Annotated in this window: 10 protein-coding genes; 4 read left to right on the top strand and 6 right to left on the bottom strand. The window is 71.3% G+C overall.

Annotated elements, in window-relative coordinates; translation table 11 throughout:
- Nucleotide 1: 1 nt before the first annotated feature.
- Nucleotides 2–1966, bottom strand: coding sequence for an alpha-1,4-glucan--maltose-1-phosphate maltosyltransferase (locus tag ACSP50_RS26065; protein ID WP_014692287.1), 1965 nt, complete (start codon nt 1964–1966; stop codon nt 2–4).
- Nucleotides 1967–2390: 424 nt separating this feature from the next.
- On the opposite strand from ACSP50_RS26065, the gene ACSP50_RS26060 reads away from it, so the two are divergent.
- Entirely contained in the window at nt 2391–2987 is a 597-nt protein-coding gene (locus ACSP50_RS26060; RefSeq protein ID WP_014692286.1) for a hypothetical protein, read from the top strand.
- A 253-nt stretch (nt 2988–3240) separates the two neighbouring features.
- On the opposite strand, the gene ACSP50_RS26055 is transcribed toward ACSP50_RS26060, so the two are convergent.
- Complete coding sequence (locus ACSP50_RS26055) at nt 3241–3708, bottom strand: PPOX class F420-dependent oxidoreductase (protein ID WP_014692285.1); 468 nt, start codon at nt 3706–3708, stop codon at nt 3241–3243.
- The gene (ppgK, locus tag ACSP50_RS26050; protein ID WP_014692284.1) at nt 3708–4559 is read right to left on the bottom strand and encodes a polyphosphate--glucose phosphotransferase; all 852 of its coding nucleotides are present in this window, start codon (nt 4557–4559) and stop codon (nt 3708–3710) included. The genes ACSP50_RS26055 and ppgK overlap by 1 nt, the downstream gene beginning before the upstream one ends.
- Before the next feature lie 244 nt (nt 4560–4803).
- Here ppgK and ACSP50_RS26045 point away from each other — a divergent pair, with 244 nt between their 5' ends.
- Nucleotides 4804–5613 carry an RNA polymerase sigma factor SigF gene (locus ACSP50_RS26045; protein WP_014692283.1) on the top strand — a complete coding sequence of 270 codons (810 nt, stop codon included), beginning with the start codon at nt 4804–4806 and terminating at the stop codon, nt 5611–5613.
- A 72-nt stretch (nt 5614–5685) separates the two neighbouring features.
- On the opposite strand, the gene ACSP50_RS26040 is transcribed toward ACSP50_RS26045, so the two are convergent.
- Both ACSP50_RS26040 and ACSP50_RS26035 read right to left on the bottom strand, forming a co-directional pair.
- Nucleotides 5686–6231, bottom strand: coding sequence for a general stress protein (locus tag ACSP50_RS26040; RefSeq protein ID WP_014692282.1), 546 nt, complete (start codon nt 6229–6231; stop codon nt 5686–5688).
- Nucleotides 6228–7133 carry a phosphatase PAP2 family protein gene (locus ACSP50_RS26035; protein ID WP_014692281.1) on the bottom strand — a complete coding sequence of 302 codons (906 nt, stop codon included), beginning with the start codon at nt 7131–7133 and terminating at the stop codon, nt 6228–6230. Before ACSP50_RS26035 ends, ACSP50_RS26040 begins: the two co-directional genes overlap by 4 nt.
- Before the next feature lie 176 nt (nt 7134–7309).
- On the opposite strand from ACSP50_RS26035, the gene gsmA reads away from it, so the two are divergent.
- A complete protein-coding gene (gene gsmA, locus ACSP50_RS26030) occupies nt 7310–8458 on the top strand; it encodes a sporangiospore maturation cell wall hydrolase GsmA (protein ID WP_014692280.1) in 1149 nt (382 codons plus the stop codon).
- Nucleotides 8459–8502: 44 nt separating this feature from the next.
- A complete protein-coding gene (locus ACSP50_RS26025) occupies nt 8503–10842 on the top strand; it encodes an ATP-binding protein (protein WP_231956717.1) in 2340 nt (779 codons plus the stop codon).
- On the opposite strand, the gene ACSP50_RS26020 is transcribed toward ACSP50_RS26025, so the two are convergent.
- Complete coding sequence (locus tag ACSP50_RS26020; protein ID WP_014692278.1) at nt 10839–11228, bottom strand: response regulator; 390 nt, start codon at nt 11226–11228, stop codon at nt 10839–10841. The two genes, ACSP50_RS26025 and ACSP50_RS26020, sit on opposite strands and share 4 nt — an antisense overlap.
- Nucleotides 11229–11252: the final 24 nt, after the last annotated feature.

Here is an 11252-nt window from a genome sequence, read left to right as displayed (position 1 = left end):
CTTACCCCGCCTGCACCACGAAAATGTGCGCCGGCTCGACATAGGGGTCGATCCGGACCGCGTTGTACTGCCCCCACTCGTACGTCGCACCGCTGATCTGATCGACCACAGTGAACTTCTCGTGCCAGTCCTTCCCGAGGGCCGGCATGTCGAGAGTGGTGTTGCCCCACTGCACGTTGGCAGAGTCGAACGAGACGATCACCAGCACGGTGTTGCCGGTGTCGGCGTCGCGCTTGGAGAAGCACAGCAGCGCGCCGTTGTCGATCTCGTGGAAGCGCAGATTGCGGAGCCAGTGCAGGGCGGGGTTCTGCTCGCGGATCCGGTTCAGCTTGGTCAGGTAGGGGGCGAGGGACCGGCCGGCCCGCTCGGCCGCGGCGTAGTCGCGCGGCTTCAGCTCGAACTTCTCGTTGTCGATGTACTCCTCCGAGCCGGGCCGGGGCACGTGCTCGAACAGCTCGTACCCGGAGTACATGCCCCAGGACGGCGTGAGCATCGACGCCAGCACCGCGCGGATCTTGAACATCGGCGGACCGCCGTGCTGCAGCGACTCGTGCAGGATGTCCGGCGTGTTGGGCCAGAAGTTGGGCCGCATCCAGTCGATCGAGGTGAGCAGCTGCTCCATGTACTCGCGCATCTCCTGCGCGGTGGTGCGCCAGGTGAAGTACGTGTACGACTGGGTGAAGCCGATCTTGCCGAGCCCGTTCATCATCGCCGGCCGGGTGAACGCCTCGGCCAGGAACAGCACGTCCGGGTGCGACTCCTTGACCTTGGGGATCAGCCACTGCCAGAAGTTGACCGCCTTGGTGTGCGGGTTGTCGACCCGGAAGATCCGCACGCCGGCGTTCACCCAGTGCATCACCACGCGGTAGACCTCATCGCGCAGCGTGCGGTAGTCGTTGTCCCAGTTGATCGGGTAGATGTCCTGGTACTTCTTGGGGGGATTCTCGGCGTACGCGATGGTGCCGTCCGCCTTGGTGGTGAAGAACTCCGGGTGCTCGGACACCCAGGGGTGGTCCGGAGCCGCCTGCAGGGCCAGGTCGAGCGCGACCTCCATGCCCAGCTCCTCGGCCCTCTCCCGGAAGGCGATGAAGTCCTCCAGCGTGCCGAGCTCGGGGTGGATCGCGTCGTGCCCACCCTCCTCGGACCCGATCGCCCACGGCGAGCCGACGTCGACCGGACGGGCGACCAGCGTGTTGTTCCGCCCCTTGCGGTTGATCCTGCCGATCGGGTGGATCGGCGGCAGGTACACGACGTTGAAGCCCATCTCGGCGATGGCCGGGAGCCGCAGCGCGGCCGTCCGGAAGGTGCCGTGCCTGATGGGCGTCGCGTCCGGCCCGATCTCGGCTCCCTCCGAGCGCGGGAAGAACTCGTACCACGCCGAGTACAGCGCCCGCTGGCGATCCACCCAGATGGCGAACGACCGGGTCGTGGTCACCAGGTGCCGCACCGGGTTGTGCCAGAGCAGCTCCTCCAGGTCGAGCCCCGGGGTGACCCGGGAGAACAGCGACCGCTGCTCGTCACGCAGCGCGGCGGACGCGGCCCGGACCCGCTCCTCGTGCTCGGCCGGCACGATCTTGGTGGCCAGATCCAGGATGTCGGCGCCCTCGGCCAGGTCGTTGGCCAGGTCCTCGGCCCCCTGCCCGGCGCCGATCTTCTTCACCACGGCGTCGCGCCACGTCCGGTACGGGTCGTCGAACGCCTCGATCGTGAACGTCCACCGCCCGACCTGGTCGGGGCGGATCGCGGCGTGCCACTGGTCCAGGCCCGGCGTGCCGGGTGTCATCCGGGTGAACGCCTGCGGCTGGCCGTCCGGGCCGCGCCATACCACATTCACACCCAGCGCGTGGTGACCTTCGCGATAGGACACCGCGGAAACCGGTACCAGTTCACCGACCACCGCCTTCGCGGGGTAGCGGCCACCGGACACAGCCGGCGTCACGTCTTCGATGGGGAAGCGACCGGTCATGATCTCCACCGTAGTCAGAGGGGCTCAGTAGGACCCGGCGACCGGAAAAACCACCGCGGCCGTCCTATGACTTCTCCGGAGTGGAGGTTGTTAAACGGCCGATCGCCGGTGCCGTAAACCTACCGGAGTCCCCCCATGGTTCCGCATCCATATGGGGCCGCGCGCCGCTGGAAAACACGACAAGTTCACCTTCGCGCAACAGGCGCCGGTCGCGGCTCACCCGCAGCGATGGATCGGCGCCGGCCCGCAGGATCCTTGCCGGTACGCCGGGCGCACCCCGCCGCGCTCAGCGCGAGCGCTCGGGTGTGCCTCGGTTGCCGTGCGTTGCCATCGAGGAACCCTGCTCAAGAGCGGGGGCCGGACAGCCGAGCAATACCCTCGACGCCGCCGAACACCGGCTGCGCCTTAGAGGAGGAGAACGACCGTGTCCGGTCCGTCCACCGCACTGTCCCCGGTGATCGCCGCCAGCACCCACTGGCTGGCCCGCGCTTACCCCGGCGGGGAGTCGAACACGGTCGCGCACACGCTCTCCGAACTGCAGGCCCGGCAGGCCGTGACGGTCGCCGCCTGGCTGCGCTACCCGACCGAGATCGACGCGGCGCTGGTCGCGATCGCCGGGCCGGGCGGGTCGGCGATCCTCGACTGGAAGGCCGGCAGCGAGCCGGACGACGAGTTCGCCGAGGGCGAGGGCTGGCGCACCTGGGTCGACGAGGTCGTGGTCAGCTGGGCGGCCTGCCTGCTCGCCGACCCGGCCCTGGCCCGCCGCGGCGTCGACGCGGTGATCGCCGCGATCCCGATCCCGGAGCCCCGGCCGCGCCCGCACGCCCGCCGCACGGGCGGCCTGCCCAGCGAGTTCCGTCGCCTCCTGCAGCCCGACGCCCGTGACCGCGAGGCCGCCACCCTGCTGCGCCACCCCGACCTGCTGGAGCCCATCGCCGCCATGCACCGCGACACGCTGCTGTACCTGCTCGACGCTGAGCCGGCTGGCCTCGCTCCGCTCGGCGGGGATCGCGCCGCCTGACGTCGTTGTCGAGGGCACCGAAATCGACCTCGGCTTCGCCTAGCCGATTTCGGCACCCTCGACAACGACCGGCGCGATCCGTGCTGGGCCTTGTTGAAGCAGAGCCCTGGACCGACCCTCTTCGCTCGGCGTGCTGGGGTGTTCCCCCGACGCCCGCCGGACAGCGCGCCCGACCCCCTGGCGAAGAGGGTGGAAACCGCACGGCCGGCACCCCGCCTTGTCCTCCTGGGGGTGCCGGCCGTGCGGCCTTTCGTCAGTTGTCGGCGAGGCGGGCGGGGAAGCCGCCGGTGGCGATCGGGCCCCACCCGTCCACGGTGATACGGATCAGGCATTTGCCCTGGTCACGCATGGCCTGGCGATACTCGTCCCAGTTCGGGTGCTCGCCGGAGATGCAGCGGAAATACTCCACCAGCGGCTCCACCGCGTCGGGCAGGTCGATCACCTCGGCGGTCCCGTCGACCTGGACCCACGGCCCGTTCCACTCGTCGGAGAGCACGCAGACGGAGACCCGCGGGTCCCGGCGCAGGTTGGCCACCTTGGCCCGCTCCGGATAGCTGGAGATGACGATCCGGCCCTGCTCGTCGACGCCGCACGTGTTCGGCGAGGACTGCGGACGGCCGTCCCTGCGGACCGTCATCAGGATCGCGTGGTGCCGCGGCCGCAGGAACGCGACCAGCTCCTCCCGACTGACCCGGTCGTTCGTCGCGATCGTGCGGGCCATCAGTGCCGATCCTCCGCGTCGGAGGCCGGCCGGCCGGCGTTGACCGTGTGCGGTTCGGCGCCCGGCGCGCCGGCGTGCACCGGGATCGAGCCCGGGTGCTGCCCGCCGGGCCCGGCCGCGGCCTGCTCGGCGGAGACCGCGGCGCCGATGATGCCGGCGTTGTTCAGCAGGGTGGCGGCGACCACCGGGGTGCGCACCTCGAGCAGCGGGAAGTACTTGTCGGCTTTCTTGCTGACGCCGCCGCCGATGATGAACAGCCGCGGGGAGAGCAGCATCTCGACGTGCCGCAGATACTTGCTGACCCGGTGGGCGTACTTCTCCCAGCTCATGTCCTCAGCCTCGCGGACCCGGTCGGAGGCGAGCAGCTCGGCGTCCTTGCCGTCGATCTCCAGGTGGCCCAGCTCGGTGTTGGGCAGCAGCACCCCGTCGAGGAACATCGCGGTGCCGATCCCGGTGCCCAGCGTCACCATCATGATCAAGCCGGACCGGTCACGCCCGGCACCGAAGGCCACCTCGGCCACGCCCGCCGCGTCCGCGTCGTTGAGCACGGTGACCGGCCTGCCCAGCCGTTCGCCGAACAGCCGCGCCGCCGGGGCGTCGATCCAGGACTTGTGCACGTTGGCCGCGGTGCGGGTGACGCCGTCGACGACCACGCCGGGGAAGGTCACTCCGATGCTGTCGAAGCCGTCGAACTTGGCCGCCACCTCGGCGACCGCGTCCACCACGCTGTCCACGTCGGCCGGCTGCGGGGTCGGCACGCGGAACCGCTCGTCGAGCAGCTCGCCGCGCGTGGTGTCGACCGGGGCGCCTTTCACGCCGGAGCCGCCGATGTCGATGCCGAGGATGGTCATCCGTTGTCCCGTCTTCCTGCTGATCACTCGTCCGTGCTGTTTACCACGCGGTACGACCTCGCATCCTGCCCACTCGCCGCGGCCGGCATGCCACACGGGCGGATGAATTCGCTCCGTAGTTCCCGCATTCACGCAATGTCACTCATACTTTCGGCTAGGCAGGGCTAAGCTTCTCGGCTAGCGTTGCATTTCAGAACGGTCGCCGCGTGCGGGCACGGCTCTCTGCCCGCTGATGGAGGACCACATGACAACAGCTCCGCTTCATATTCATCGATCCGCTGGGACCGCCTCCGCCGACCCGGCGCCCGAGGCCACCGCCACCGAGCTGCTCGACGCGATGGCCGTGCTGCCGGTCGGCCAGCGACGCTGCCGGGTCCGTGACCGGGCGATCGAGGCCTGGCTGCCGCTGGCCCGCCACCTGGCCAACCGCTACGCCGGCCGCGGCGAACCGACCGACGACCTGATCCAGACCGCCACCGTCGGCCTGATCAAGGCCGTCGACAAATTCGACCCGGAGCGCGGCGTCGACTTCGCCGGCTACGCCATCCCCACCATCATCGGGGAGATCAAGCGCCACTTCCGCGACCGCACCTGGTCGGTCCGCGTCCCGCGCCGGCTGCAGGAGCTCCGCCTCGCCATCACCGAGGCCAACAGCACGCTCACCCACGCGCTGGGCCGCTCGCCGACCGTCCCGGACATCGCGGTGCACCTCGGCATCAGCGAGGAGGACGTGCTGGAGGGCCTGGAGGGCGCCCGCGCCTACAACGCCACCTCGCTGTCCACCCCGATCAACGCGGACGGCACCACCGAGCTGGGCGACACGCTGGGCGCCGAGGACCACGAGTACGAGCTGGCCGAGACCCGGGTGGCGCTCGGGCCGGCGCTGGCCCTGCTGGACGAGCGCGAGCAGCGGATCCTGACGCTGCGCTTCTACGGCAACCTGACCCAGTCGCAGATCGCCGACCAGATCGGCATCTCCCAGATGCACGTCTCCCGCCTGCTCACCAAGGCGCTGGCGAAACTGCGCACCCAGCTGGCCGCCGAGACGCTGTAGGACCCACCCTCCCTGCCGGAAGAAAAGAAGCGGTGCGGCTCACCCGCACCGCTTCTTTCTCTGCCCGGCCGGTTACGAAGCGCCGCTGGCCTGCCAGTTCAGTCGCACCAGCAGCGCCTTGGCCGCGTCGGCCACCTCGGCGTCGGCGAGTACCGCGTACTGCGCGGCCTGCAGGCTGCTGCGCGAGGTGAAGTCGCGCCGCCCGCCGGTCGCGGCGTGCGCGATCGCCCCGAAGACGGCGCCCCAGACCGCGCCGATCAGCACCGTGGTCAGGATGACCGAGAACCAGTTCGCGTTGCCGAACAGCCCGAACAGCACCCCGATGAACAGCCCGAACCAGGCGCCGCTGGCCGCGCCGGCCAGTGCCGCGCGGCCGGTGGTGAGCCGGCCCAGCACCGTTTCGACCAGGCGCAGGTCGGTGCCGATGATCGAGGTCCGCTCGACCGGGAATCTGTTGTCGGAGAGGTGGTCCACGGCTTGCTGGGCCTGCGCGTACTCCGGATAGGTGCCGACCACGACGGTGGGGCCGGCGTGCCTCGGATCGTCGAGGGATGCCCGGGCGGGGACCTGCGGCACGCCGGCCGGGCCGGCCGGGACCTCGGGTGAGGGGGTGGTCATGACTTGCCTCCCTGCTGCGGTTCGGGCAGCGGGTCACCGGCGGTGAGCCGCACCCAGAAGTAGAAGGTGCCGGCGACGGCGGCCACGATGCCCGCCACACCGGTCAGAAAGGCGAACCGGCCGGACACCAGATCCGGCATGACGCGCTCGGACACCGCCACGGTGGCCAGGCCGAACAGGCAGGCGGCGGTGCCGATCGCGGCGACCAGCGCCAGCGGCAGGGTGGCCACCCGGGCCGGCGCGATCGACGGCCGGGCCCCGCCGATCCGGCGCAGCCGGATCACCCAGGTGATCAGCGCACCGCAGGCCAGCACGATGAACAGGGCGGCGATGGTGTCGCTGGGCCGGTGCCACTCGGCCCAGACGGTGGCCACCGCGACGATCGTCACGTAGGCCGCGCCGAGCAGCCCCATCGCCCCGCGCAGCGCCCGCGGAAACGCCAGGATCAGCACGAACGCCACCGAGGCGGCGGCCGCGGTGTGTCCGCTGGGGAACGAGTTCGGCATCCCGGTACCGTCCAGGTCGGGCCGGGACAGGTGGCTCTTGAGCTGCTGGACGGCCAGGTTCGCGGCGATCACCAGCAGGGTCGCGCCGATCGACAGGTCGAAGCGTCGCCGGACCGCGCCCACCGCGACCGCCACCAGACAGACCACGCCGAGCACGGCGAGCTGGGTGGCCTCCAGGGTGCGGCTGAGCACCAGGGTGACCTGTTCGTGGTGGACATCGCCGCCGCGCAGCGCGGCGGTGTCGATGCTCTGGCCCAACCCGGTCCGGATGAACCCCAGGTAGACCAGGTATCCGCCGGCGGCCGCGAGGATCGCCACCACCAGCGGTGATATCGAATGCCAGGTGCTCGGTGTGTCGCCGGTGACGTTTGTCCGCCGTGTCGCGACCGCCGTCATCGCTCTCTCCCTGTGTCCCCCAGCCGATGGTGGACGCACCTTTGCCCAGTCTCCCTGATTTCCAAGCGCGTCACCGATCACAGGAGCAACCGATCCGCACCCGGACGCGCTCTTGCCGCGCAACGGCCGGGTCGGACCTTTGTTCAGACGCCGATCGGAACAAAGGGGATGTTTTCATGAGGCACAGCTCCCGACGACTGCTCACCGGCGCCCTGCTGGTGCTTGCCGCCGGGGCCGGGCTCGGCGTGACCCCCGGGGTCGCCAACGCCGCCGGGGTCACCGCCACCGTCGATGTCAACAGTCAGCTGAAGGTCCGGGCCAAGCCGTCGCTGGCCTCGGGGATCATGGGCACCCTGCACGACGGGCAGAAGGTCTCGGTGGCCTGCGCGGTCACCGGGCAGAGCGTGCGCGGCAAGCTGCGCACCACGGCCGTCTGGGACAGGCTGACCAGCGGCTACTACGTCTCAGACGCGTACCTGACGACGGTGGGGAAGGTGCCCTCCTGCGTCGCCGCGCCGGTCGGCGAGAAGGTCAAGACCAAACCCGGGACCTCCGGTGGTACGACCGCTCCGGCGGTCGTGACGGCCAGGGTGAAGACCGCGGACGGTGCGGTGAACGTCCGGACCACGCCGTCGTCGCAGGGCGTGTCGGTGCGGAAGGTGGCCGACGGTGCCACCGTGCAACTGGTCTGCGCGGTGCCGGGATCCAGTGTCAAGGGGACGGTGCGCACCACCAACCAGTGGGATCAGCTGACCGACGGACGGTACCTCTCGCACGCGTACGTCGTCTCCGCCGATCTGAAGGTCTGCGCCGCCTCGGCGGCCACCGCGCCGGCCACGCCCAGCATGACGCAGGCGCAGTTCATCGCGGCCGCGGTGACCGGGGCGCAGGCCGGGTGGCGGCAGTTCGGCGTACCGCCGTCGGTCACCATCGCCCAGGCGATCCTCGAGTCCGGCTGGGGTAAGAGCGGCCTGGCCGCGGTCGACCGCAACTACTTCGGCATCAAGTGCCAGAAGGGCTCGTACGGGTCCATCGCCAGCGGCTGTCACGTGTACGCGACGACCGAGTGTGACAAGGCCGGTAAATGCTTTCCGACCTCGGACGCGTTCCGCACCTACGCGTCGATGGCCGACTCGTTCCGCGACCACGGAAGCTTCCTGCGGGTGAACAGCCGGTACGCGCCGGCCTTCGCCTACACCCGGGACGCCAACAACTTCATCTGGCAGGTGTGGAAGGCCGGGTACGCCACCGACCCGAACTACTACACCAAGGTGACCGGCCTGATGACCGCGTTCAACCTGTACCGGTACGACACCTGGAAATAGCAAGTCGGTCCGATCCGGGCGTTTTGCGGCATACGCTGCATGTGGTGGAGGGACGGAGTCGATACACAGGTCCGGCGCTCGCGACCGCGGTCGTGCTCGCCGGACTGCTGTGCACTCTGCTGACCGTCGCCGGGCTGCGCGGCGCCCAGCGGGACAACGCCCGCCACGTGATGGACCAGCGCACCCGGATGGCCCTGTCCGCGGTCACCGCCGAGACCGACCGTTACCGCGATCTGCTGGAAACCCTGGCCGCCGGGCTCGCCGACCAACCCGCCCTCACCTGGGCGGGTTTCGACCAGGCGAGCGCGCCGCTGGCCGGGGCCGGGCTCAAGGGCGCGGCCGCGATCGCCTTCGTGGCCCCGGTCGCCACCGCCGGGGTGGCCGCGGCCGAGCGGAGCTGGCGGGCCCGGGGGGCCTCCGGCCTGACCCTGCGGCCGGCCGCCGGTCTCGGCGAGCACTACTTCACGGTCTTCAGCCGCAACCTGAACGAGGACGAGACGGTCACCGCGACCGGCGGCACCGACGTGGCCGGCGTGCCGCAGCCGGCCGCCGCCCTGCAGACCGCCCGGCAAACCGGGAGCACCGCCGTCTCCGACACCTACGTCCTGCTCCGCGACCGCGACATTCCGGCCGCCCAGCGGCAGCATTCGTTCGTCTTCGCCGCGCCGATCTGGACCCGGGCCAACAACCCGGTATTCCGCGGCTGGGTGGTGCTCGGCCTGCGCGGCGGCGACTTCCTCGCCGGCGTGCTCAGCACGGTCAGCCAGCAGCAGCTCGACGGCAGCCTGGTCGCGGTCAACAGCGACGGCACCCGGGCCGAGGTGGCCACCCTGCGCGTGCCCGGCAAGCGCGACCTGCGCCGCGAGCAGGCGGTCCCGGTCGCCGACCACGTCTGGGAGCTGACCCTGCAGGCCGACTCGGCCCGGCTGCCCGGCGCCGGCGGTCACCTGCCGGGCACCGTGCTGGCCGGCGGCCTGCTGCTCAGCATCCTGCTGGCCGGCCTGGTCCAGGTGTTGGCCGGCGGCCGGTACCGGGCCCGGCTGCGGGTCGAACAGGCCACCACCGAGCTGCGCGCGGCCGAGGCGGAGAGCCGCCGGCAGGCCGGGCTGCTCGGAGCGATCATGACGACCATCGGCGACGGGGTCAGCGTGATCGACGCCGACGGCCGGATGCTGCTGGAGAATCCGGCGGCCCGGCGGCTGACCGGGGTGACCGAGTCGAGCGACGCACCGGAGCGGTGGCAGCGGCACTACGGCGTGTACCGGCCGGACCGGGTCACCCCACTCCCGGTCGACGAGATGCCGCTGATCCGGGCGCTGCACGGCGAGACGGTCGAGGGCGCGGAGCTGTTCGTGCGCAACCCGGGCCGGCCGGACGGGGTGCTGCTCGGGGTCGACGCCCGGCCGCTGGACCCGAGCGCCGGCCTGCGCGGTGCGGTCGCGGTCTACCGGGACGTCACCGGCCTGCGCCGCTACGAACAGGACCTGTCGATCTTCGCGGGCGTGGTGGCGCACGACCTGAGGGCGCCGCTGGCGATCGTCCGCGGGCACTGCGAGCTGGCCCTCGACGACCCGGGTGACGAGGCCGAGGTGCGTTCCTCGCTGGGCCGGATCATCCGCTCGGTGGACCGGATGGACGCGCTGATCGAGACGCTGCTGGCGTACAGCACCGCCCGGGACGCGCCGCTCAACGTGGTCGACCTGGATCTGGAACCGCTGGTCCGCGAGGTGCTGCAGGAGCGGGCCGCGAGCCTGCGCGGCCAGGGCGGCGCCGAGCCGCGGTGGTCGGTCGGCCCGCTGCCGTCGGTCCGGGCCGATCCGGCGATGCTCCGGCACGTGCTGGACAACCTGGTCGGCAACGCGTTCAAGTACGTCCGTCCGGGCGCGGTGCCGTGCGCCGACGTCACCGCCGGGCCCGCCGCGGTGCCCGGCTGGACCCGGATCGAGGTGTCCGACGCCGGGATCGGCATCCCGGAGCCGGAGAAGGCCCGGGTCTTCGAGTCGTTCCACCGGGCGCAGGGCTCGGCCGGGTACGCCGGCACCGGGCTCGGCCTGGCCATCTGCCACCGGGTCGTGGTTCGGCACGGCGGCGAGATCGGGGTCGAGGACAACCCCGGTGGTGGCACCCGCTTCTACTTCACCCTGCCGCTGTCACCGGCGGCCACCCGAGAGGAGAACGACATGAGACACATCCCGGCCGAACCCGCCGAGCAGGAGGACGCGAGGGTACGCGCGGCGCTGGACCGCGCCCTGGCCGAGCGGGCCGCCGTCCTGGACAGCCGGCTGCCCGGCCTGTCCGCGCTGCCGGCCGCCGACCCGTCGGCGCACGACCCGGCCGCCGCCCGGCTGCGCGCCCCGGTGCCCGACCATCAGCACCAGGACTAGCCGGTACGGGGACCGGCGCCGTCGGTGGCCGGCTGCGGGATCAGCGCGGCGACCAGGGCCAGCAACTGGGCCGGCACGAACGGCTTGAGCAGTGTCGCCGCCGCGCCCGCGTCGCTGGCCCGCTCGTCGCCGGGCAGCAGCGACCCGCTGGCCACCACCACCGGGATGTGCCGCAGATCGTCGTCCGCCTTGATCGCCCGGCACAGGTCGAGTCCGGTCATCTGCGGCATGTCCACATCGGTGACCACCAGGTCCGGACGGTGTTCCTTGATCGCGGCCAGCGCGGCAACGCCGTCGGCCGCCACGACGACCCGGTGCCCGGCCCGCTCCAGGGAACGCTTGAGCACGTAACGGATGTCGTCGTGGTCCTCTGCGACAACGATCACCCTCGACCTCGATTCGGTTATCGG

The organism is Actinoplanes sp. SE50/110, assembly GCF_900119315.1.
In the GTDB taxonomy this organism is placed as follows: Bacteria; Actinomycetota; Actinomycetes; order Mycobacteriales; family Micromonosporaceae; genus Actinoplanes.
The sequence above is the reverse complement of the archived record's forward strand: the minus strand, read 5'-3'. Positions and strand labels throughout refer to the sequence as shown.

What these genes read in the sequence shown, in the direction of transcription:
- ACSP50_RS26065 (WP_014692287.1), bottom strand. Translation starts at nt 1,966, where the DNA reads ATGACCGGTCGCTTCCCCATCGAAGACGTGACGCCGGCTGTGTCCGGT.
- ACSP50_RS26055 (WP_014692285.1), bottom strand. Translation starts at nt 3,708, where the DNA reads ATGGCCCGCACGATCGCGACGAACGACCGGGTCAGTCGGGAGGAGCTG.
- ppgK (WP_014692284.1), bottom strand. Translation starts at nt 4,559, where the DNA reads ATGACCATCCTCGGCATCGACATCGGCGGCTCCGGCGTGAAAGGCGCC.
- ACSP50_RS26045 (WP_014692283.1), top strand. Translation starts at nt 4,804, where the DNA reads ATGACAACAGCTCCGCTTCATATTCATCGATCCGCTGGGACCGCCTCC.
- ACSP50_RS26040 (WP_014692282.1), bottom strand. Translation starts at nt 6,231, where the DNA reads ATGACCACCCCCTCACCCGAGGTCCCGGCCGGCCCGGCCGGCGTGCCG.
- ACSP50_RS26035 (WP_014692281.1), bottom strand. Translation starts at nt 7,133, where the DNA reads ATGACGGCGGTCGCGACACGGCGGACAAACGTCACCGGCGACACACCG.
- gsmA (WP_014692280.1), top strand. Translation starts at nt 7,310, where the DNA reads ATGAGGCACAGCTCCCGACGACTGCTCACCGGCGCCCTGCTGGTGCTT.